At 70.0% G+C, this 22,470-nt stretch carries 19 protein-coding genes and 1 pseudogene; 11 read left to right on the top strand and 9 right to left on the bottom strand.

Annotated elements, in window-relative coordinates; all coding sequences use genetic code 11:
• Positions 1-81: 81 nt before the first annotated feature.
• Positions 82-1,113, bottom strand: coding sequence for a hypothetical protein (locus ABGA98_RS26925; RefSeq protein WP_347621183.1), 1,032 nt, complete (start codon positions 1,111-1,113; stop codon positions 82-84).
• A gap of 443 nt (positions 1,114-1,556) precedes the next feature.
• Here ABGA98_RS26925 and ABGA98_RS26920 point away from each other — a divergent pair, with 443 nt between their 5' ends.
• Positions 1,557-1,898 (top strand): hypothetical protein, encoded by a 342-nt coding sequence (locus tag ABGA98_RS26920; protein WP_347621182.1) that lies wholly within the window; start codon positions 1,557-1,559, stop codon positions 1,896-1,898.
• A gap of 260 nt (positions 1,899-2,158) precedes the next feature.
• Positions 2,159-5,380, top strand: a complete 3,222-nt coding sequence (locus ABGA98_RS26915; protein ID WP_347621181.1) for a S8 family serine peptidase — start codon at positions 2,159-2,161, stop codon at positions 5,378-5,380.
• Positions 5,381-5,610: 230 nt separating this feature from the next.
• Here the strand turns inward: ABGA98_RS26915 and ABGA98_RS26910 are convergent, their stop codons facing one another.
• A complete protein-coding gene (locus ABGA98_RS26910) occupies positions 5,611-7,119 on the bottom strand; it encodes an alpha/beta fold hydrolase (RefSeq protein WP_347621180.1) in 1,509 nt (502 codons plus the stop codon).
• A 363-nt stretch (positions 7,120-7,482) separates the two neighbouring features.
• A complete protein-coding gene (locus ABGA98_RS26905; RefSeq protein ID WP_347621179.1) occupies positions 7,483-8,532 on the bottom strand; it encodes a nuclear transport factor 2 family protein in 1,050 nt (349 codons plus the stop codon).
• A gap of 152 nt (positions 8,533-8,684) precedes the next feature.
• On the opposite strand from ABGA98_RS26905, the gene sigJ reads away from it, so the two are divergent.
• Positions 8,685-9,593: an RNA polymerase sigma factor SigJ gene (gene sigJ / locus ABGA98_RS26900; protein WP_347621178.1), complete on the top strand. Its 909-nt coding sequence runs from the start codon at positions 8,685-8,687 to the stop codon at positions 9,591-9,593.
• Here sigJ and ABGA98_RS26895 read toward each other — a convergent pair.
• Both ABGA98_RS26895 and ABGA98_RS26890 read right to left on the bottom strand, forming a co-directional pair.
• The gene (locus ABGA98_RS26895; RefSeq protein ID WP_347621177.1) at positions 9,580-9,804 is read right to left on the bottom strand and encodes a hypothetical protein; all 225 of its coding nucleotides are present in this window, start codon (positions 9,802-9,804) and stop codon (positions 9,580-9,582) included. The genes sigJ and ABGA98_RS26895 overlap by 14 nt on opposite strands.
• Before the next feature lie 421 nt (positions 9,805-10,225).
• Positions 10,226-11,419, bottom strand: a complete 1,194-nt coding sequence (locus ABGA98_RS26890; RefSeq protein ID WP_347621176.1) for a cytochrome P450 — start codon at positions 11,417-11,419, stop codon at positions 10,226-10,228.
• Positions 11,420-11,795: 376 nt separating this feature from the next.
• On the opposite strand from ABGA98_RS26890, the gene ABGA98_RS26885 reads away from it, so the two are divergent.
• Positions 11,796-12,056, top strand: coding sequence for a hypothetical protein (locus ABGA98_RS26885; RefSeq protein WP_347621175.1), 261 nt, complete (start codon positions 11,796-11,798; stop codon positions 12,054-12,056).
• A gap of 98 nt (positions 12,057-12,154) precedes the next feature.
• Complete coding sequence (locus ABGA98_RS26880) at positions 12,155-12,628, top strand: pyridoxamine 5'-phosphate oxidase family protein (RefSeq protein WP_347621306.1); 474 nt, start codon at positions 12,155-12,157, stop codon at positions 12,626-12,628.
• A 39-nt stretch (positions 12,629-12,667) separates the two neighbouring features.
• On the opposite strand, the pseudogene ABGA98_RS26875 reads toward ABGA98_RS26880, so the two are convergent.
• A pseudogene (locus ABGA98_RS26875) lies at positions 12,668-12,956 on the bottom strand (transposase); the annotation flags it as partial.
• A gap of 492 nt (positions 12,957-13,448) precedes the next feature.
• On the opposite strand from ABGA98_RS26875, the gene ABGA98_RS26870 reads away from it, so the two are divergent.
• Complete coding sequence (locus ABGA98_RS26870) at positions 13,449-13,943, top strand: nuclear transport factor 2 family protein (protein WP_347621174.1); 495 nt, start codon at positions 13,449-13,451, stop codon at positions 13,941-13,943.
• 329 nt (positions 13,944-14,272) lie between these two features.
• Here ABGA98_RS26870 and ABGA98_RS26865 read toward each other — a convergent pair whose 3' ends face one another.
• Positions 14,273-15,016, bottom strand: coding sequence for an MBL fold metallo-hydrolase (locus ABGA98_RS26865; RefSeq protein WP_347621173.1), 744 nt, complete (start codon positions 15,014-15,016; stop codon positions 14,273-14,275).
• A gap of 181 nt (positions 15,017-15,197) precedes the next feature.
• Positions 15,198-15,503 carry a DUF1330 domain-containing protein gene (locus tag ABGA98_RS26860; RefSeq protein WP_347621172.1) on the bottom strand — a complete coding sequence of 102 codons (306 nt, stop codon included), beginning with the start codon at positions 15,501-15,503 and terminating at the stop codon, positions 15,198-15,200.
• A 188-nt stretch (positions 15,504-15,691) separates the two neighbouring features.
• Here ABGA98_RS26860 and ABGA98_RS26855 point away from each other — a divergent pair, with 188 nt between their 5' ends.
• The 4 genes from ABGA98_RS26855 to ABGA98_RS26840 all read left to right on the top strand — a co-directional run bounded on the left by ABGA98_RS26855 (position 15,692) and on the right by ABGA98_RS26840 (position 19,878).
• Positions 15,692-16,594 carry a LysR family transcriptional regulator gene (locus ABGA98_RS26855; protein ID WP_347621171.1) on the top strand — a complete coding sequence of 301 codons (903 nt, stop codon included), beginning with the start codon at positions 15,692-15,694 and terminating at the stop codon, positions 16,592-16,594.
• 422 nt (positions 16,595-17,016) lie between these two features.
• Positions 17,017-17,532: a helix-turn-helix domain-containing protein gene (locus ABGA98_RS26850; protein WP_347621170.1), complete on the top strand. Its 516-nt coding sequence runs from the start codon at positions 17,017-17,019 to the stop codon at positions 17,530-17,532.
• Positions 17,529-18,683, top strand: a complete 1,155-nt coding sequence (locus ABGA98_RS26845) for an MFS transporter (RefSeq protein ID WP_347621169.1) — start codon at positions 17,529-17,531, stop codon at positions 18,681-18,683. Before ABGA98_RS26850 ends, ABGA98_RS26845 begins: the two co-directional genes overlap by 4 nt.
• On the top strand, positions 18,664-19,878 hold the full coding sequence (locus ABGA98_RS26840; RefSeq protein ID WP_347621168.1) for an aminopeptidase: 1,215 nt from the start codon (positions 18,664-18,666) through the stop codon (positions 19,876-19,878). The genes ABGA98_RS26845 and ABGA98_RS26840 overlap by 20 nt, the downstream gene beginning before the upstream one ends.
• A gap of 445 nt (positions 19,879-20,323) precedes the next feature.
• Here the strand turns inward: ABGA98_RS26840 and ABGA98_RS26835 are convergent, their stop codons facing one another.
• Positions 20,324-21,274, bottom strand: a complete 951-nt coding sequence (locus tag ABGA98_RS26835; protein WP_347621167.1) for a helix-turn-helix domain-containing protein — start codon at positions 21,272-21,274, stop codon at positions 20,324-20,326.
• Between the two features lie 241 nt (positions 21,275-21,515).
• On the opposite strand from ABGA98_RS26835, the gene ABGA98_RS26830 reads away from it, so the two are divergent.
• Positions 21,516-22,313 carry an MBL fold metallo-hydrolase gene (locus ABGA98_RS26830; RefSeq protein WP_347621166.1) on the top strand — a complete coding sequence of 266 codons (798 nt, stop codon included), beginning with the start codon at positions 21,516-21,518 and terminating at the stop codon, positions 22,311-22,313.
• Positions 22,314-22,470: the final 157 nt, after the last annotated feature.

Genomic DNA, 22,470 nt, shown 5'->3' with positions numbered 1-22,470 from the left:
CCCGCCGCGGCGCCCCTTCTTGACGACCCCGGCCTCCTTCATGAACGCGCCGGGGGACGCGGGCACTCAGGTGCGGACCGGTCAGCGGAAGTCGGAGATGCGCAGCACCGCCAGCATGTCCGTGGCCCGGGAGCCCGTCGAGAAGGAGGCCTCCGCGCCGACCCAGCCGCGGAACGCTCCCCTGTCGTCGATGATCTGCATGAGCGGTTTGACGTGCGAGTTGCCGGTGTAGCAGAACTCACGGCGCTCCATCGCCAGGCAGGTGCACCAGTGCCACAAGGTGTCACGGCGGTCGGACTTGGAGATCATCGTCAGGTAGTACTGGATGGAGCTGATGTTGGGGCGCGTTCCGCCTCCGTACTTGGGGCAGCCGCCGGACTTCTGGCACGCGCCGCGCGAGGACGGCTGCAGGTAGGTCAGGCACGAGGTGGTGCCGGTGCAGGCGCGGAAGGCGGAGTGGCCGAACGGCTGGTCGGCGGACCTCACGAGCTTGCCGCTCGCCCAGCTCGTCAGGTCCTGCCTGAGCGAGCTGGGGAACGCCTTGACCGAGCTCATCGCGCGACGGGTGCCGAGCGCGGCGTTGCTGCCGTAGGCGTACCCGTGCGTGGCCAGCGTGCTCCGCTTGAGGTCCAGGCGGGCCAGCCTGCCGTCCGGCGAGCGCCGCACGTACCACTGCTCCGTCCACGTCTGGGCGATCTTCCACCGGATCGTGAGCACGTCGCCCGCCACGGTGTACGTCCCCGTGCGCTTCTCGTCCGGGCCGCCGGTGAAGCCCCCGGCGGTGAGCACCTCGCAGGCGCGGGGCCGCGACGCGGCACCGCCCGCCTTGGTGGTGCAGCTCGGGTCGGGGACGGTGCCGGTGCGCTGCCTGGCCTTGGGGTGACGTTGCCACCACAGGTACAGGGCGGCGCTCACCGTGCCGTCGGCGGCGAAGCGGTAGCTGCCCAGGCGGACCCAGTTCTGCCGGGAGGCGGCCTTCAGATGACCTTGTGAGACGACATAGGTGGCCTTGCCGCCCGGCAGCCGCGAGGCGGAAATCGCGGCGCTGGCGGGCGGGGCGGGTAGGAGGGTGATGGCGAGCACGAAGGAGAGGACTGCGGCTGCGGTGCGCATGAAGTGACTCCGGAAGGCTTACGGGCTTGGCCGATCGTCAACACGTCACCGTATTCGGCCCGGACCGGATGTGTCCCGCGAAACCACGGCCATGAGGCACCTGGCGTACCCGGTGCCTGTTGGCGCATGGCGGATCCGTCAGCAGGGAACGACACTCGCCGTCCCCCTCTGGCCGCGCATCCGCGGCCCTGGAACGCGCCGCCGCGTCCGACGTCGCCACCCTCCTCCCGCACGGCCTGGGCACCCACATGGGAACCGGAGAGCTCACCTCAGCCGGCCGCCGGCACCTGCTCGCGACGGGAGAGGCCGGACCCGGGCCTGGGCGGGCCCGCATCCCCCGTCAGAGGCCCGGCGTGGGGAATAGCGAGCTCATAGTTTTTTTATAGCGCTCTGGGATTCGATGGCGTCTGCCCCGATCCGGTACCTCACCGTCTGGAGATCAGATGCATCGCCTCCGCGCCCTTGGACTCCTCGCCGTATCCGCCGCCCTGGCCGGTGGCGTGACCGCCGCGCCGGCCGGCGCCGCCGCACAGAGCAGCAGCGCCGCGTCCTGCTCCACCACCAGCAACAAGACCGGCAAGTACGGCGTGGTCACCCTCAAGTGCACGACTACCTGGAAGTTCCAGGTCAGCACCTGGTGCTACAAGGAGAACGACACCGACTCCGACCGCACACGCATGTACGGAGGTCTGGCACAGGCCCCGCGCCAGCTGTCCTCCGCCGTCTGCCGCGGCTCCTACCCCTACCGCCTCAGCACCGGCTTCAGTTACGACGTCTTGGGCTAGCCGCGGCCTGCGGCACGTTCAGGAACGTCCGCAACCCCGCCATCCGGCCACCGGAGGCGCACCCGCAGTACACGGTCGCCACGTACGTGGGGCACTGCGGGTGAGTCCTTCGCGCCGCGGTCCCCGACCGCCCAGCCACCGGCTGCGGAGGCTCGGGCGCCGTGTCGTACATGCGCCATGACCGATGGCGCCACCCAGGTTGCTTGATCGTGCGAATCCTCCCCTGCTTGACTCCTCATGCCCTATGAGAGGAAACGACGATGTTAGCCAGAACGCTCGTCGCGGTGGTCGCGCTGGCGATCCCCCTGGTCGCCGTCCCCCCGGCCGTCGCGGGCACCCCACCGCCCGACTCGGCCGCCGCCAAGAGCGTGACGCTGATCACCGGAGACCGCGTGACCGTGGACGGTGATCGTGTCGACTTCGAGGCGGGTCCCGGCCGGAAGGACGTCCGGTACGTCACGGAGGGCACCAAGGACGACTGGACGCTCATCCCGCTGGACGTCGCCGGCGACGTGGCCAGGGGTGTCCTGGATCGCAGCCTGTTCCAGGTTCCCCGGCTGATCGCGGCCGGACTGGATGACGCCTCGGTCAAGGGGCTGCCGCTGATCGTGCAGTATCGGGACGGGGCCGCGCCCATGACCTCCTTGGCCGGCGCCCGTACGCTGGCCTCGATCAACGCCGTGGCGGCCACCGCTCCGCGCGAGCGGGCCGTGTGGGCGCAGCTCGACCAGGACAGCTCGGTGGCGAAGGTGTGGCTGGACGCGCCCGTCAAGGCCTCGCTCGACCGCAGCGTTCCGCAGATCGGCGCGCCCGAGGCCTGGCAGACCGGGTTCACCGGCGAGGGTGTCAAGGTGGCCGTTCTGGACACCGGCGTCGACGACGAACACCCCGACCTCGCGGGCCGGGTGGAGGCCGCCCAGAACTTCACCGACAGCGAGGACGCCGTGGACCGGCACGGCCACGGCACCCATGTGGCCGCCACGATCGCCGGTCAGGGTGCCGCGGGGACGCCCGCGCGCAAGGGCGTCGCGCCCGGGGCCCGGCTGATCAGCGGCAAGGTGCTGAACGACCGCGGCAGCGGCAACGCCTCCGGCATCATCGCCGGCATGGAATGGGCCGCCCAGCAGGGCGCCAAGATCGTCAACCTGAGCCTCGGCCACCCGGACGAGCCCGGACTCGACCCGCTGGAGCAGGCCGTCGAGCACATCTCCGCCGACAGCGGCGTGCTCTTCGTGATCGCCGCGGGCAACGACGGGCCGGGCGCGAGCACGCTCGGCAGCCCGGGCAGCGCCGACTCGGCGCTCACGGTGGGCGCGGTGGACTCCGAGGACGAGCTCGCGAGCTTCTCCAGCCGAGGCCCCCGCGTGGCGGACTTCGCGATCAAGCCCGACCTGACCGCCCCCGGCGTGGACATCACCGCCGCCCGGGCCGGCACGACCGGCCACATCGCGTACTCCGGCACGTCGATGGCCGCCCCGCACGTCGCGGGCGCCGCCGCCATCCTGGCCCAGCAGCACCCCGATTGGACGTGGCAGCAGCTCAAGGCGGCCCTGGTCGGCTCGGTCAAGCCAGGTGGGCCGCTCACCGACAACGGCGCCGGGCGGGTGGACGTCGCCAAGGCCGTCAAGCAGAGCGTCGCCGCCGACGCGGGCACGCTGTCCTTCGGGCACCTGCGCTGGCCGTACGAGGACGAACCCATCGAGCGGACCCTCACCTACCGCAACTCCGGCACCGCGCCGGTCACGCTCGACCTCGCCCTGGACGCGCCCGAGGGCGTGTACAAGCTGGGCGCCACTCAGGTGACCGTCCCCTCGAACGGCACCGCGGCGGTCACCGTCACCGCGCAGGTGAAGTCGTCCCGCCCCGGCGCCTTCCCCGGGCGCGTCACCGCGACGGGCGGCGGCGTCACGATCTCCACCCTGGTCAACCTCTCCACCGAAGTGGAGAGCTACGACCTCCATGTGAAGATGATCGACCAGCTCGGTACGGTCCCCGACCGCCCGGACGACTACATGCCGATGACGCTCATGCCGGAAAGCGGCGGCGCCCCTATCCGCATCGGCGTCAACCACGGCGACAGCGAGGGACCCGTCCGCGTGCCCGCGGGCCGCTATCTGGCCTATGCCGTGCTGCGGACCGCGTTCCCCGACCACCATGACGAGCTGAGCGTGGTGCCGGTGCCCGGCCTGGAGGTCAAGGAGGACCGAGAGCTCGTCTTCGACGCCCGCGACGCTCGGCTGCTGAACGTGGCGACCGACCACGCCGATGCCAGGACCGCCGGAGAGACCTTCACCTTCATCCAGGACCGCCAGGACGGCCGGCAGTGGAGTGCGCGGTTCTCCCTCGACCGCTTCTCGCTGCCGCGGAACGTCTCCCCCGATCCACTGCGGTTCCGCGTGTCGCCCACCGAGGGAAAGGCGCACGGGTTCCGCTTCGAGACGTTCACCCAGCTGGCGGCCCTGCGCGCGGACGGCACGTTCACCGACACGCCCTACCAGTACAACCTGCTGCTGCGCAGGGAGGGATCCGTGCCTGGCTCGTTGCGGGTACGTGATCGCGAGTTGGGCACCGTACGAGCGCACCTGGCCACCCTCCGGGCCGACGCCACGGGCGCGTTCGGCGCGGGACCCGTCACCGACGGCCCCGGCGGGTCCTACCCCTCGTGGAGCCAGGCGGTCGTGTCGTTGCCGGCCACGCCGACCTGGTACTTCACGCCAGGCGTGCCGTGGGCGCGCTCCATCGAGACCATGCCGGCCGGGCGTCTCCACCAGACCGACGAGCACGCCGAGCCCGACTCCTACCGGGCCGGCCGTACCGAGAAGGAGTGGTGGAACACGGGCGTCGTGGGCCCGGCCCTGCCGAGCAACGCCACCGTGACCAGGAACGACAAGGCGTTCACGCTCACGCGCATACCGCTGTGGCACCCGCCCCGTCCCGGCCGCTCCACCGGGAGCAGCGACTACGGCGGCGGCACCACGACGCTCCTGCGAGACGGCCAGGTCGTGGGAACGGCCGACAAGCTGCCCGGTACGGTGACCTTCCCCGTCGAGTCCGGTCCCGGGCGTTTCCAGCTCGTCCTGGACGGCACGGTTCACCCCGAGGCCAGCGAGCTGTCCACCAAGGTCAGGACGGAGTGGTCGTTCACCTCGTCGGGTGCCGGTCCCGTGCCGCTGTTCGTGCTGCGTGCCTACCCGGAGCTCGACCTGGACAACGCGACCAGGCCCGGGGCCCTCGTGCTGCCCCTGCGGCTGGAGCGCATGGCCGGGGCGACCCGGCCACTGTCCCGTATCGGTGTCGAGGTGTCGCGCGACGGCGCCACGTGGACCCGGGCCGTAGTCGTGCCCACCGGCAGGGACACCTGGAAGGCGATCGTTCCGGTCCTTCCGCGACGGGGAGAGTTCGCGTCGCTCCGCCTCACGGCGCGCGACACGGCGGGCACCTCGGTCAGCCAGACCGTGGAGCGCGCCTTCCGCGTGCGCTGAGCCTGTGCGGGGGTGCCGCTGGTGGCGGTACCCCCGCCCTGATCCGGGCTCGGCTGGAGACGGCTGTCCTGGCCGAGCGGGCGGAGGTGCCTGAGCAGCGTCAGGGAGATCACGGCCAGGCTGAGCGCCAGCACCGCGCAGATGGCAGGTCGACTAAGGAACTGGTCGATCTCATCGAACGGTCAGGCGTCCGCACCCACAGTGTCCACCGCGCCTCGATCGGTTGCGGCTCAGCCACGGCCGCGAGTCCCGGCCGATGCCGGCAGCGGCATCCCCGGGCACGTGGCGGTGCGCTTCCCGGTCTCGAAGTAGTCGACCAGTTTCTCCAGGCAGCCGGGCACCCGGAAGGCGGAGCCGTGCACGTCGTCGTCGATGGTCACCACCGTCCCGCCGATGGCCTCGCGCATGGCGGGCGTGGACTCGTACGGCGACATGCTTTCGTGGAGGTGGCCGGAGAGCATCGGTGAGCCGCCGAAGGGCCGCAGGTCCGTCTTCTGCACAGGCAAAGGCCAGCCCGCGCACGGCGCGACGTAGGGGGTCGCCGCCACCGTCCGTCCGGTCACCGGGTAACGCTGCACGCGCTTCTGATAGGCCTTCCACCACGACTCGAAGGTTCGATCGCCCAACTCCTCGTTACATTGGAACGCCAGGTTCGCCGTGAGTTCCCTGCCGTCCTGCTGAGGGCCGAACATCTCCTTGACCGCCGGCGGCGCGGTCGGGCCCTCGGCGTCGGCCAGTTCTCTGAGCACCTGGGCGGCCCTTGGCCACTCAGGGCTGGGCCGGACCGCGGCCTCGGCGATCAGTGTCCCGTCCACGGTGAGATCGATGTCGGTGAATGTCAGCGGATCGGCGTCGTACGCCTTCTGCATGTCCTCAAGCGCCGCCACCACGTCCTTCGTGGTCGTGCCGAACCCGTAGGTGCCGTCGCGCTCCGCGATCCACGCGGCCATCCGCTGGAAGTCACGGTGGGCGGCCTTGGCTCCGGCCTCCACGCCGGTGTCCCTCCTGTGGTCGGGTGAGGCGACGCTGTCCAGCCACATCCGGTCCACCTTGCCGGGGAAGAGGCTGCCCAGCACCGCGCCGAGCCAGGTGCCCCAGGAGCCGGCGAGGAAGCTGATCTTCGGCTCTCCCAGCGCGGCGCGGATCCTGTCGATGTCACGGGCCACGTTCGCGGCCGTGACCTGCCCGAGGAATTCGGGGTTGGACTGGGCGCACTCGCGGTTCGTCTTGACCGTCTCGGCGTAGGCCTTCCTGGCCTGCTTCTCGGTGACCGGCCCCGGCGGACGTTCGGTCCTGTGACCTTCGGAGCACGTGACCTTCGTACTGGAGCCGACGCCCCGCGGGTCGACCCCGATCAGATCGTAGCGTTCGTCCAGTTCTGCTCCATTCGTGACGATCCGGTGAGGCATCAGATAGCCAGACCCGCCGGGACCGCCGGGGTTGAACGCCAGGCTGCCCAGACGGTGCTTCTGGTCAACCGCCTTCAACCTGGTCAGGGCAATACTGATCTGCTCACCCGCCGGCTCGTCATAGTCCAGCGGAACGCCGATCGTCCCGCACTCGGTACGGCCGAGCAGTTGCCTGTACTCCTCGAACTTCTCCTCCGACACGCCCAGCCGGCGTAGGTCCTCGTCGGAGTATTCCGGGCACTCCTGCCACTCGATGGCGGGCGTCCCGGCCCTGCCCTCCACCTCGTCCATGGCCGCCGAGACGGGCGTAGCGACGACGAGAGGGCTCATCAGCAGCGCTACTGAAAGGAGACCGGCCGAATGGGCTGCAGCAGCACGATGCACTGGTGATTCCCTTCCCAGAGAGCCCGGGGCGGGGGGACGAGAACCGCCTGGCCGAACCAGGGTCCCCCGGCACACCGGTTACGACGTTCGTGCCATTCGGCCACAGCGGCCGTTTCCTGGTTGTTTCCAGAAAGGCAGCGCGGGATCGGGCGCGGCGATCGCGACGCGGCCGGGGCGAGCGCTTCTGACGTGTACGTCGTCATCAACCCCGACAAGCTCGCCTCCATCCCCTCTGACAGCGCGCGATGTTGAAGTTCCGCAGGAGCGTGAAGACGTCCGGCCCGCCGGCGACCGGCGGGCCGGGTGGGTTCAGAAACCGATGGCTTCGCGGAGCAGCAGGACGGTGGCGCGTCCGGGGCGGGGTTCGGCGTTGAGGATGAGAAGGCGGTTGATGGCGCTGGGCACCCCGTACACCTCCTGGCTGCGGACGTTCTCCAGCGGGAAGACGTGCTCTTCCAGGCGGCGCAGCGCGGTGCTCAGGTCGGTGACCACCTTCTGCGCCCCGACGATCCAGATGGCGTGGCCGGCGCCGCCGGCGTACCCGGGTAGCTGGCTGCCGCTGCCCGAGGCGATCACGATGGAGCCGGTCTCTGTGACGGCGGCGACGCTGCCCACCTCGACGTCGGGGCTGGCCTGCAGCCGCCGTATCTCGTCGGCCTCGGTGGCGCGGTCCATGGCCAGCAGCCGCGGCTTGACGGCCTGGTACTGTCCGCCGGTGTTGATGTCGTCGTCGATGCCGGACAGGCGCAGGGTCTCGCTGGCCGCCGTGAACACGCTGGCGCCCGCGGGGATCAGGGCTTTGAGGTGGGTACGCGCGGCGGCGACGTCGTCGAGGATCTCGACGGCGAAATTGTGCGCCCTCAGCGCGGCGGCCGCTCGCTCCAGGCGCTCTTCCGACGCCGGCTCTGTGAACTGTGCCGCCGTCACCTGGGCCGAGCCCGGCAGCGGGGTGGTGTCAAAATACCTGACCTCGAAGACGCGTTCGGTGAACTTCCAGCCCTCAGGGGTGCGCCGGTAGCGGTCGTGGAAGAGGGCGTAGTCGAGCATCGAGCCGCCGTCGCGCAGGCGTCCGAGTTCGCAGACGTAGGCGCGGCCGGACGCGGTGTCGCCGTCGAGCAGGATCGCACCCGGGTGCGTGGTCTGCACGAAGTAGTCCCACGCCTGCGACAGTTGCCCGGTGCCGGCGCGGATCGCCTCCCGGCCGGTGTGCTCAATGCCGGCGTCGGGGATGCGGTACACGGCGTCGTGGGTGAACAGGGACGCCAAGCGGTCGTGGTCGCCCATCATCGCCGCGTCGGTGAACTCGCCGCGCAGCGCCTCGATCTCGACGCGGTCCGCGGCCGCCTGAAAGTCGTTCATCGTTGCCTCCTGGTTCTCCGCCTTCTGGATGGCGGATTCGCCGCTATGACGACGCAGTGCCGCGGATTGTGACGTGACGTACCACTTCACAATCGGGGGCGCTGCGTCGTCTTAGCGGTGAGGAAGACACGACCCATGGAGCCCTTCACACCATGACCACCCCATTCGATCCCGGGCTGAGCGCGATCACGGGAGAGCGGCGCCGGCTGATCAACGTCGCCTACCGCCTCCTCGGCTCACTGGCCGACGCCGAGGACGCCGTGCAGGAGACCTACGCCCGCTGGTACGCCCTGTCTCCGCGGCAGCGGGAGGACATCGAGTCCCCGAGCGCGTGGCTGACCAAGGTCGCCGGCCGGATCTGCCTGGACCTGCTCGGCTCGGCACGGGCGCGGCGGGAACGGTACACGGGCCAGTGGATCCCCGAGCCGCTGCCCGAACCCGCGGAGTGGAACAGCGCGCGGCCGGCCGACCCGGCCGACCGGGTCACCCTGGACGAGTCGGTCGGCATGGCCTTCCTGGTCGTGCTCGAAGCCATGACGCCGGCCGAGCGCGTCGCGTTCATCCTGCACGACGTCTTCCGCTACCCCTTCGCCGAGGTGGCCGAGATCGTCGGGCGTACCCCGGAGTCATGCCGCAAGCTGGCCTCCTCGGCCCGCCGCCGCGTCCACGCCGCCCAGCTCTCCGCGACCCCGAACGCCCGCAAGGCCGGCATCGTCAGGGAGTTCAAGCAGGCGTGGGAGGCCAGGGACATCGGCGCCCTCATCGCTCTGCTCGACCCGCACGCCACGTCGATCGCCGACGGCGGCGGCCTGGCCAGAGCGCTGCTTCAGCCCATCGAAGGCGGCGAGCGGATCGCGCACGCCTGGATCGGCATTCTCGGCGGGGCGCCCGGCCTGACGTTGGTGGAGCACACGGTCAACGGCCAGCCCGGCCTGGTGGCCCGGCAGGACGGCGTTACCGCGACGGTGTTCGCCTTCGACATCGCGGGCGACCGGATCAAGCGCATCTGGGCGGTACGCAACCCCGACAAGCTCCGGCCCTGGACGTTCACCGCCCGGTAGCCGGCCGGCCGTGCAGCATCGCCGTCCAGGCGCTGGTGAGGATGTCGATGAGGACCTGCTCGTCGTCGAAGGGCGGCACCCCGCTCGGGGCGAGGTGGTAGAGCCGTTCCCTCAGCCAGGTCAGCGAGGCGGCCACGGTGCGCACGTCACGGGGCCATGCGTGCTCCGAGCAGAACCGGCCGTTTGCGGCCTGCGAGATCGAGCCGCCCACCCGGCCCGATCCGAAACGCGCGCGGCATCAGATCGGCACGTGGAGCTCGCGCGCGTGAACCAGCCCCGCGCGAACCCGGCCGTCGTGGCCAATCTCTCAAGGCCAACATGGTCTTGACATCCTCCCCCTCCTGAAGGAGGGGGTCTCCTCGGAGGTATCCGATGAAGGCCTCCGGCAAACGCGACCGTCCATGATTCCCCGGCGGGCCGCGCAGGCGGGCGCTACCCGCGCGAGCTGGGTGAGCGGTTACTGGTGCCGTTGGAGCGTCATGGTTTCTTGCGGGCAGCGGGATTGCACACTGGTAGAACAGCCGAGCCCGCGGATCTCGAAAGTATGTGGCGCTGGAGTCTGGAGTCACGACCCCGAGGTAGTGCGCTGGATGAATCGTCGCGGGCGGCATCAACCTCCACGACCCGTGAGCTCACCAGGTCACCCGGAGCGAGTTCACGCCGTACACGATGCTGAAGACCCGGAAGTCCACCTGCTCGTACGGGTCGGCCAAAGCGAGGCCGGGGAACCGCTGGAGCAGGAGGGGGAAGGCGATGCGCATCTCCATGCGAGCCAGCGGCGCCCCGAGACAGTGGTGCACGCCGTGGCCGAACGCGACGTGGCCGGCGGCTTGCCGGGTGACGTCGAGGGTCTCGGGATCGTCGACGAAGGCGGGGTCGCGGTTGGCGGCGGGGAACGAGCAGATCACGAGCGATCCCGCGGGGATGACCTGCCCGGCGATCTCCACCTCGGTCGTGGTGGTGCGGGGCGGAGGCGACTGCGAGATGGACAGCCAGCGCAGCAGTTCTTCGACGGCGGGCTCGACCTGGGCCGGATCGTCGCGGATCATCGCGAGCTGGTCCGGGTGCCGGAGCAGGGCCAGGGTGCCCAGGCCGAGCATGTTCGAGGTCGTCTCGTGCCCGGCCAGCAGCAGCAGGCTCGCGATGCCGATGAGCTCGTCGGTGCTGAGGTCGTCGCCGTGCTCGCGCACCAGCATGCCGAGCAGGTCCTCGCCCGGGTCGGCCTGCGCGCGGGCGACCCGGCCGGCCATGTAGGCGCGGTCCTCCCGCTGCGCCGCGACGCGCTGCTCCATCGGCAGGGAGGCGTCCAGCATGCGTACGGAACGATCGTGGAACTCGGCGCGGTCTGCATGCGGCACACCCAGCAGTTCGCAGATCACCAGGGAGGGAACCGGCAGCGCGAAGTGCTCCACCAGGTCGGCCGGCCTGCCCGCCCGCTCCAGGTCGTCCAGGGCCGCCTCGACGATCTCGGTGATGCGCGGCTCCAGCCGGCGCATCCGGCGTACCGTGAACTCCGGGGTGAGCATCCGGCGCAGCCGGGTGTGCTCCGGCGGGTCGAACGCGATCAGCTGCCCGGCCTGCATCGTGGCCAGCTCCTCGGCGTTCATCTGCCCGGATCCGGGGAACGGCGTCAAGGCGCTGCTGAACCGGGCGGGGTCCGCCAGCACCTGGCGGACGTCCTCGTGGTGGCAGACCAGGTATGCGGGCAGGCCGAACGGCGTCTCCACCCGGACCACGCCCTCGCCGTCGCGGGCCCGGGCCAGTTCCTCTGCCGGGTCGAGCCCGTTCCGTCGTAGCTGCAGCGGTAGTTCGTTCGCTTGCGTCATCGTCCGTCTATCCGTCCTGTGATTGGCATTCAGCGTCTTGGCACGGTGTGAACTGCGGCCCCGAGGTGGTGCACGCGCCGGCGGACCGCCGCTGCTGTCCTGCTGCGCGGTCCCGCCTCATGCCTGAGATGCGCGGTCAGGCCGGACCTCTTGAACAGCTCCAGGACGACGGTGACCAGCCGCCCGGACTCACCCCCTCGGCTCCCGGACTGAGAACCGGCGTCGACGCGGCAGTGCGCCCACGCGGAAGACCGGAGAAGGTGTCGCTCACATCCACGCGACGAACGGGCGGCCTCCCGGGGGACATCTCGGCCCCGTGAATCCAGAACTGGTCGAGCCGACGGGTCAGGAACCGCCACTCGGGCGTCGAGGCTCAATGGTTCCTGGTTCCCTGCGCACCACCCCCACCGGCGGGATGAGCGTCAGGACCGTGCTGAACAAGCTGGCCGAGCCCGTCGAGCCCGTCGAGCCCGTCGAGCACGTCGGCGAGTTCGGCGAACAGAACTGGGGCGACATGGACGAAGACGAGACCGCAGACTGGCGCAAGGTCCTCACGGGCCTGGAAGCCGCCGCCACGACCTTCCGCCACACCGTTAACGCATCAGCTAAGTGGTCCGTGCGTGCCACTCCCATCTGAGGGCAGGACAGCCCGGCGCCGCACATTTTCGTGGGCAGCGTCGAATCCGTCCCTCGCCCGTTCGTCTTCAGAAATGTGAGCCTGATGAAGGAGTATCCATGTCCTCAGCAACCCTGCCGCCAGCACGTGACCTCCCACAGCGACGAGCCGACGCCCTTGACCGTCTGAGCAGCGGATTCCACATGTGGCTGGCCACCGGGAGCGACGGTCGCGGGGCACATCTGATCCCAGTCGCCTACGTCTGGAACGGCTCGACCTTGACTACCGCGACCTTCCGCCGCAGTCGCACGGTCTCGAACCTGCGGGCGAGGCCAACGGCGCGGTTGGCGATCGGAGACACCGCCGACGTCGTCCTGATCGATGCCTGCGCGGTTCTGCTCGACGTACCCGACATCGACGTCGCCTCAGCCGAGGCGTACGCAGAGGTATCGACAGACCCACGCAATGCCCCGGACATGTTCCTGTACATCCGCCTGCGCCCCAAGCGGATACTCGCATGGAATTCTCTGGCAGAGTTCAGCGGCCGTACCCTCATGCTCAACGGCTCCTGGCTTGACACCCCCGTTGACTGAGGCTGAGAAGTCCTGACGCAATGAGCTGAGACACCGCCGGCAGATGAGAGCGCAGGCCAGGCTGAGGAAGGCTTCGTGGATGTCGGCGCGGACCTCCCAGCGGATGCGCAGGCGGCTGAAGGCGTGCAGCAGGGCGAAGGTCTGCTCGACGACACAACGGTGTTGCCCGGGCCGGAGCCGTGTTCGGTGCCGCGATGAGCGATCAGCGGTCGGATCTGCAACTCACGGACCAGCGGCCGTACTTGTCGTGGTCGTAGCCGCGATCGGCCAGCACGACGTCGGGACGATGGCGGGGGCGGCCGTGCTGGCCGCGTACCTTCGGGATGGCCTTGTAGCAGCGACAGGCCGGGCGCGGGATCACGACTGATCATTCTGCCGCACGCGTTCCGTCCTCTGGGTGACCGGAGCTCGCGCCGCCACGCGAAGCCCTCACATGGTCATGACCCGGGCGGATGCACCTTTAGGCAGGCGCAGTGGTCCGGCGATCAAGCAGGCCATCGCGACAGAAACTGCGGGTCTTCTGGTCCGGGAGCACGGTCGCCCTGGACGAGGTGCTGGACGCCGCCGCGCCAATTCGCCACTGCAGTGTGATCCCCATCACGTTCGCCGGCCGTCCCGATGCTCCGGACTCATTCGTCGATGATCTGTAACCGCCACTGCGGCAAGAAGATCACCATGGACGATCGCCCCGGCTACGCCGGCTAGCAGCCACCAGACATGGACGTGCAGGGAAGCGCTGCTGGTGCGGACGCACCCTGCAGCACCCTCCGGCAGGAGCCCGATGCCGCCATCCATCACGTTCGCAGGAAAGAGGAAACCGATGAGAGATCTGCAGACCATCGCCGACCGCGTCGAGATCGAGGCGCTGCGGGGCGAACACGTCGACGCGGCGATGATCGGCGACTACGACCGTTTCGCGTCGCTGTTCACCAGGGACGCGGTGTGGCGGATCCCCCCCGCCAACGTCGAACTCACTGGGCGGGAGGAGATCCGCGCCGGTATCGAACGGCTGCAGGGTGCGTGGGAGTTCTGGGTGCAGAACGTGCACCCGGGCACGATCCAACTCGATGGTGACACCGCGACCGGCCGGGAATCCGTCTTCGAGATCGGTCGCCAGCGCGACGGCAGGTCGGTCGTCATGTACGGCCTGTTCCACGACCGCTACCAGCGCACGCCGGATGGCTGGAAGTTCACCGAGCGCGTCCTCGAGCCCAGGTACCTCGACACCACTGCGCTGGCGGGTTCACCTCATGTGACCTGGGACCCCGCCGGCCCAGAGGCCGGAAACACCTCTTCTGCGGAAGAAACCCGATAACCGCGGTTCACCGATACCTCCCGATGCCCTTCCGCGTCTGGACGGGCCGCATCAGGGTCATCCCGCCGGCTGATCCGGCAACGCAACATCTCGGAAGGTGAGGCGACCTGTGGGGCGGCGCGCCAGCCTCACAGGTTCGCTCCGTTGCCCTGTCGAACTGCGACGATCGCGGCCAGGGCATCGGCCAGCGGCGATCCCGCCGGCGCCGGCAGCACACCCGGATCGGTGATCGGCGCGACCAGGGCGCGGTGAACCCAGGCAGCGATGGAGGGTGGAGTCCTCTTCAAGCCTGCGTCCGGTGAACGTTCTTCGACCCCTGAGGCCTTGGCTCACGAAAGGTCGAAGACGAGACCGGACGTGGCGATGCCGATCTCACCGTCGTATCCGGCCCCAGCGGCGGCTCGCGCGGCTGGGGCGTCCGTGCCTGGCTGCAGGTGCGTCAGTAACAGGTGCCGGGCATCGGCTTCCAGGGCTTGCTGACCTGCCTGACGGGCGCTTGTCAGGTAACGTCGGGAATCCTCCGGGACCTGGTTCACATAGGTAGCCTCGGCCAGTAGCAGGTCAGCGCCACGCGCCAGTTCCACCCTGTCGGGGCTCGGACCGCTGTCGCCGGTATACGCGAGCACCTGTCCGCCCGCTGTCAGGCGTATGCCGGCATTGGGTACCGAATGCGGCAGCAGACGAGTCTGTGCGCGAAACGGGCCGATGTCGAATCCGCAGCCGACGGTGAACTCGTGCAGGACATAGGCATCGGTCAGCACCCCTGGGCGGTCCAGCGCGAGCACCGCATCCAGGGCGCCGGGCAGCGAGTACACCGGCAACGGCGCCGGCGGGTCATCACGCATTGTGCGCGCCCGCAACAGTGGGTTCAGGTCGGCGCAGTGGTCGGGATGTCCGTGGCTGATGAACACCGCATCGATCTGATCGGCGCCGACCCGTTCCAGCAGCCGCGGCACCGTCGCATATCCAAGGTCGACGAGCAGCCTGAACCCGTCGTGCTCCACGAGGTAACCACTGCAGGCCTGGCCCGCCGCCGGCCACGCACCGCATCCGCCAAGGATCGTCAGCAGCATCCGTGAACCCTAACGGATGTCGCTCGTTCTCAATGGTCGATACGAGGCCGTCCCGCGGCTGCTTGCCCTGATCGCCAAGAGCGCCGATCCCGGTGACGAACCCGGACTCGTCTCGTGAGTCGTCGTTCAGCACCGTGTGCGTATCAGGTGACGGATGATCGGCGATGGCTGGGCCCGCCGGTCAGTCGATGCCTTCGATGATGCGGAAGTCGCGCTCGAAGCCGTCGGGGAGGGCCACCAGCGCCTTCTGGTATGCCTCGCTCTCGTATGCCGCGACGGCCTGTTCAAAGCTGTCGAACTCGATCAGAACGACGCGTTGCGTGATTCCGGCCTCGTGGGCGACGACTCGACCGCCACGGGACGGGATCCGGGACAGGACGCGCCCGCCCCCAGCCTGGACAGCCTGACCGGCCAGCTCGTCGTAGGCAGTCAGCCTCTCATGGTCGGAAGTGGCGGGGTAGACACTGACCCAGTAGCCCTTAGCCATGGAAACCTCCTGTGTTGGGCCGGAGACGTCCGACTTCGAATCGACACTCAGATCGATCGATCCCGGCGACGGGTACTGCGGTCAGTTGAATCGTCATATGCGCAGGTTAGGGCTTGATGTGCGGTCGAGGGAAAGACCGGTACGGGATAGACTCAGAACGGATCGTTATCAATCGGCAGGGAGGGCACGTGGCGCCGGATACGGTGAGCCTGCGGTACTTCCTGGTGCTGGCGCAGGAGTTGAACTTCACCCGCGCGGCCGCACGGATCGGTATCGCACAGCCCGCACTCAGCGCCCGGATGCGCCGATTGGAGGCGGAACTCGGTACGGCCCTGCTGGTCCGCAACACGCGTAGCGTCGTATTGACCACGGCCGGTGCGGCTTTGGCGGAGTCCGCGCCACCCGCGCTGGCGGCGCTGGACCGGGCATGGGACACCGCCCGGAGCGCGGCGGCCGGTGAACTGGGCACGCTGCGCATCGGATACAGCCTCAGCGCCGGGGCCGAGACGGCACCGGCCCTGGTGGACAGGCTGATTCGCGGCAACAGCGGACTCGAGGTCGGCGCGGTCCCGATGGCGACACCGGAGATCTCCCCCGCGGTCGCCGACGGCCGCATCGATGCCGGGATCACCCGCGGTGAACAGCCGGGCCGTGGTGTGCGCCGGTTCCTGCTGCGGCGTATGCGCGTCGGGGTCCAACTGGCGCAGCACCATCCGCTGGCCGAACACCCGGAGGTCGAGATCGCCGACGCGGCCGCCTATCCGCTGCAACTCCCGGACCGTGCGGCCAACCCCGTGATCCACGATCAGCTGTCCGCACTGTTCCGAGACACCCGACCACACCCCCGATTCCACACGCCCGCAGTCTCTTTCGACATGTCTCAGCGCGACCTGCGCGACGGGGTCACCCTCGCCCCGGCCGGAGAAGCCGCGGTCACGGCACAACCGGCCGGTCTCACCTGGCGACCGCTGCGGGGCGCGCCCAGCCTGACGATCCACCTGGTCCTCCCACGCGAGCAGTCGCCGCTTCACCGCCGCATCCGTGCCGTCGCCAAAACCCTGGCGCACGAGCTGCACTGGCTGTCGGACTGACGCGCAGGAGGTCAAGCGAGACGGACGCCTGCGGTGGCGAGGCCGAAGACCTTGCGCCCGGCGGACTTCGCGGTGATGACGACGACGGCGGTCTTGCCGAATGTCCGACACGACCCCGCTACGCCGGCGGATCGGCATCCGATGATGGCCCCGGGTCCGGTCCGAGTCGTACACCGCGGCGACGTCCTCGCCCAGCCCGAGATCTCGGCGGATACCGTGCCTTCGCCGACGCCGAACCGGACAAGCACGGGTAACCGGCGGGAACGCCACCGCTTGAGCGATTCGGCCCGCCACGCCGCGGCCGCCTCAACATCGCTCTCCGGGATGAACGCCGCGATCGTCAGGCACTGCCGTCCAGGCGTGAGGACGCGTCGCAGAGCCACCTCTTTCCCCATAGCTGTTGGAGAAATTATAATCCCAAGGTGTCTTTGGAAAATCGGGATGACCTTGTTCCCCTGCGCGCCCTGGCCAACCCGCTGCGCATCCGCATCGTGTCGCTGCTCACCGGCGCGTCGATGTCGGCCACCGAGGTCGCCGACGAACTCGGCATCGCGCACGCCTCGGCCAGCTACCACCTGCGCCAGCTGGCCAGAGCGGGCTTCCTCCAGCAGACGGACGAGCGACCGCGGGCAGGCAAAGGCCGCCCGCAACTGCGCTACCGGTACGATCCGTCCAGCGGCGAGCGCCTCGACCGGTCCGAAGGACGGCAACTCCTCCACCAGGCGATGAGCACTGACCTGGCCAGGCGCCTGGCCGAGACTGATCGCCAGCGCACGTCCATGGACGCCGAGGTGTGGCTGGCCAGGCCCGTCTGGGAGGAGATCGTCGGCCTGATCGGCCAGGCCGTGGCGCTCCTGCACGACAAGGCCGGACCGCCGCACGAGGGCGTCAAGGTCAGCATGACCGCGCTCCTGCTCGAACTGCGTGACGAACGATGATCGGCCGCCTGCTCGTCTGCGCGGCCGGCGCGTTCCTGTCGATCGGACTGCTCATCCCGGCGGTTCCGCGGTACCTCACCGGCCCGCTGGGCCAGCAGGCGGGCATGGTGGGCGTCTCGCTGGCCGTCACCGCGGCGGCCGGGGTGCTCGCCCGCCCGCTGGCCGGACGGATGGCCGACAGGGCCGGACGCCGCACGGCCCTGTGCGCGGGCGCGCTGCTGCTGTCCGGTACGTCCCTCGCGCTGCTCGCCGTCGGACACTTACCGCACTTCCTCGTCCTGCGCGGCGTCGCCGGCGTCGGTGAGGCGCTGGCCTACGTCGGCCTCGCCACTCTGGCCAGCGACCACCGGCGGCCCGGCGCGGCGATCAACCACTTCTCCGTCGTCGTCAACGCCGGCCTGCTCACGGGGCCCGTCATCGCCGAGACGCTGTACGCCGCGTCCGGGTTCGCCGCCGTCTGGATCACGGCCGCGGCCGTGGCGCTGGGGTCGGCGGCGCTCGGCCTCACCCTGCCGAAGACCATGAGCCCGGACACGGAGAGCGCGAGCCCGGATCCGGGACCCGGGCGGGCCCAGCTGTACCACACGTCCGCTCTACGACCCGGATTCGGCTACCTGGCGTCCGTGTGGGGCTACACCGCCATCAGCGCCTTCCTGCCGCTGCACCTCGCCGCGCTCGGCGGCGGCTCCGGCGGCCTCCATTTCCTGCTCTACGGCGGCGTCCTCGTCGCCGTCCGACTGGCCGGACATCGCCCGCTCGCCACGGCCGCCCCGGCGCGCCTGGCCGTCGCCTCCCTCCTGCTGACCGGGACGGGATCGATCCTGCTCGCCGCCTGGCCCTCGCCGGTCGGGACATGGTGCGCGATCGCGCTGGTCGGCGCCGGTCAGGGCCTCGGGCTGCCCGCCTTCCTCAGGATGGCGGTGCACGGCCTGCCCGCCGGCGAGCGCGGATCCGCCGTCGCCACCACGACGGCCTTCTTCGACGTCGGATTCCTCAGCGCCGCCCTGGCCCTCGGCGTCCTCGCCGACCGGTTCGGCCTGGCCGGCGGCTTCGCCCTCGCGGGCGCCGTGTCCGCCGCCGGAGCGCTGCTGTTCCTGCCTATGCGCCACAACGAACACGAAGGAGCCCCCCTTGACCATTCCCCCCGCTGACCTGTCCTGCTACGCCGACGTCGTGTTCGACGTGGCCGTGCCCCTGCTGGCGGACGACCGGGTGCTGATCAACGCCGAGATCGAGCACGCCCCGCTCGCCCGCGCCCTGGCCGAGGCCGCCTACGCCAGAGGCGCCCGCTACGCCGACATCTGGTACTTCGACCCGCACGCCAAACGATCCCGCGTCCGGCACGCCGACACCGCCAGCCTGGCCGAGGTGCCCTCGTGGCTCGACGCCCGCAACGACGAGCTAGGACGGCACGGCGGCATCATCGTCAACGTCCGCGGCGCCGCCGCCCCCGACCTCCTGGCCGGGCTGGATCCGGTACGCGTCGGGCTGGACCGCATGCCGTCGCTGACCTCACGGCAGCGGCTCCAACTCAACAACCTGGTCCGCTGGACGATCGTCCCCTACGCCACCCCCGAGTGGGCCCGTGCCGTCTTCGGCGAACCCGACCAGGCCAGGCTGTGGCGGCACCTGCGCCGCATCCTCCGTCTCGACGAGCCCGATCCGCGCGCGGCGTGGCGGCAGCGCATCGCCGAACTGCTCGATCGCGCTCGACGGCTCACCGAGATGCGCCTGGACGCCGTGCGGTTCGAAGGCCCCGGCACCGACCTGACCATCGGCCTGCTCCCGGACGCCCACTGGACCGCCGCCCGCCTGGAGGACGTCAAGGGCCGCCCGTTCCAGGCCAACCTGCCGACCGAGGAGGTGTTCACCACCCCCGACTACCGGCGCGTCGACGGCACGGTCCGCGCCACCCGGCCGCTGTCCCTCGACGGCACCGTCATCCGCGACCTGGAGCTGACCTTCGCCGATGGCGTCGTGACCGGTGTCAGGGCGAGCGCCGGAGCTGACGTCGTCCGCGCGCACCAGGCCACCGACGCGGGAGCGGCCCGGCTGGGCGAGCTCGCTCTGGTCGACCGTTCCTCGCGGGTGGGCGAAAGCGGCATCACCTACCTGGAGACCCTTCTGGATGAGAACGCCACCTGCCACCTGGCCTGGGGCGCGGGGCTGCCTCCGGGCGCGCCCGCCCACCTGCGTACGGACGATCCCGCACGGCTGGACGCGGCGGGCGTGAACACCTCGCGCGTGCACGTCGACTTCATGGTCGGCGGCCCGGACGTCACGGTCACCGGGCTGGGGCCCGGCGGGAAGGTGGTGCTCCTGCGCAACGACGCCTGGGAGTTCTGACGCCCTGCCACAGTCGGGAGTATCAGGAGACATATCTTCGCAACCAGGGATCTTCGGCCCTCGGTCTGATCGATCGCCGATGGTCGCAGCCGCTGCCTCGAGATCTCCACCCGCGCGACCAGCCGCCCCGAACTCGACTTCGCGAGTTTGAACGCGTCACGACCAGCCCTCACCCAACGACTTCGACATTGCCCTCAGCGTTTCCCGGATGGGAAGCTGACGGCGTGACCGATCAGCGCGTCGTCTTTGCTTGGTCATGCGGGACAGCCATCGCCGTCACGGGGCTCGCTCTTACCACCTTGGCGCTGCTTGGGGCCTTCAGGCTGCCGTGATTCGGTGAGGGCGGCAGCGGAACGCCGCCGCCCTCACCGAACGAGGGCAGGTCCGGTCGCTGAGAGGCTGTATCCGCAAGGCGTTCTCCCAGTCGCTGAGCGGCCTCGGGCCGTCAATGGCCGTACAGGCGGCGGTAGCGGCCGGGTGAGGTGCCGATCAGCCGCGCGAAGTGGCGGCGCAGCAGGGCGGAGACTCCGAAACCGCAGCGCGCCGCGACCTGGTCGATCGGCAACGTCGTGGACTCCAGCAGTTCCTGGGCCCGGGCGATGCGGGCGCGCAGCAGCCACTGAGCCGGTGTGGTTCCTGTGTGGTCGGCGAAGTGGCGGACGAAAGTACGCGGGCTGGTCCGGGCGTGTGCGGCCAGGTCAGCCACGGTCATCGGCTGATCGAGGTGTGCCAGGGCCCAGGCCTGGGTGGCGGCGATGTCCGGGGCCGCCGAGCCGGAGTCGGACACCGGCCGGGCGACGTACTGCGGCTGCCCTCCGTCCCGATGGCCGGAGGCGACCAGGTGCCGGGCGATGACGTTGGCGACGTTGATGCCGTGCGCTCGCCGTACCAGATGCAGGCACAGATCGACGCCCGCGGTGGCGCCCGCCGAGGTCCAGATGCCACGGTCCTCGACGAACAGCGCGCCGGGATCGACGGCGACCGCAGGGTGAGCCTGGGCCAGCCGGGGAGCCAGCAGCCAGTGGGTGGTGGCCCTGCGCCCGTCGAGCAGGCCAGCGGCGGCCAGCACGAAGGCGCCGCTGCACAAGGCGGCGAGCTCAGTCCCTCGCCCGACGGCCGCGTGCAGCGCGCCCACCAGCCGTGCGTCCAGCGGTTGCGACGGGACGCCCGCGCCGGGAATGACGATCAGGTCGGCATCGTCCAGGCCGGTCAGCGGGTGAGTGGGTTGCACCTGGGCGGCGGGCTCCATCGTGACGGTGGCCCGGTCGATCGCGCACAGACGCAGGTCGAAGCGCGGCACCCCGGCGTGGGAGCGGTCGGCTCCCCACACCCAGCAGGCGACGGAGTAGTCCAGCGCGCTCATCTGGTCGTGCAGAAGGAGAGCGACACTGCGCATGGCAGGAATGTAGCGCATGATGGCATTCCTGCTACTCCTGCCACGTGAGCCAACCCGATCAGGATGATTGCGCAGCCCTGGCCGGAGATCGCAGAGGAGAGACATCGTGACCCGAGTTCATCGACGGACGTTCCTGTGTGGCGCGGTCGCCGCCGGGGCGGGCACGCTCCTCCCAGCGGCCGCCCAGGCTGAGGCGTCGCCCTCCGGGCGGATCCGGGAGGAGGCTGTGACGTCCAAGGCGGTGGGCGCCTTCGACGTCGTGGCGCTACGTGACTCCGCGGATACGTTCCCCGCCACGCGGGAGGCGATGTTCCCGAACGCGACGGCGGCGGACTGGCGGCGGGCACGCCGGGTGGATCCCGGTGCGTTCGGCCCGAACCTGGCCTGGAAGCTCGACTTCCGCTGCTACGCCGTCCGGCGTCCGGACGGCCGGATCGTGCTCGTCGACGCCGGGGTCGGTCCCGTCGGCAGCCCGGCCTCGGAGTGGGCGGCCCCCGGGAACCTGCCCCGGCTTCTTTCCACAGCCCACATCGACGTTGCGGACGTCGACCTGGTCGTGCTGACCCATGTCCATGAGGACCACATGGGCTGGTCTGTGAGCACGGACGGGATCCCGATGTTCCCGAACGCCCAATACGTCATCCAGCAGGGGGAGGTGGCACGGCTCTCGGAGACCAGCCCGATGCGCGACTACCTGATCGTCCCGCTGCAGCGCACCGGGCAGCTCCGCGAGATAGCCGGCCAAGTGAGGCTGGCCACCGCGAAAGGAGGACAGATCACCGCGATCCCGACACCGGGTCACACCGTGGGGCATCAATCGGTTCTCGTCGACGGCCACGGCCGACGCATGGTGATCACTGGCGATGCGCTGGTGCATGCCGTGCAACTGGTCGATCCGGAGGTCGGTTACGCCCTGGAGGCCGATCAGGCCATGGCCGCGGAGACCCGCCGGAATCTGCTCGCGGATGCGAGGCGGCGGCGTGCCACGCTGGCGACAGCACACCTGACCAGACCGTTCGTCGACGCGCGCCGCCCCTGAAGGGCACGCCACCGATCTCGCACGCCGGATGATCCGCGTCCTGGACGACCTGCCACAGGCCGACTACACCGCGCTGCCGGACGGGGCGGTGACCCTGGCCCGATACAGGCTGGACGACGCGAGCCTTGAACCGCTGTGATGTTTCGATTTTCGTCTG

This window comes from Nonomuraea sp. B1E8, from assembly GCF_039871515.1.
Classification (GTDB): Bacteria; Actinomycetota; Actinomycetes; order Streptosporangiales; family Streptosporangiaceae; genus Nonomuraea.
The sequence above is the reverse complement of the archived record's forward strand: the minus strand, read 5'-3'. Positions and strand labels throughout refer to the sequence as shown.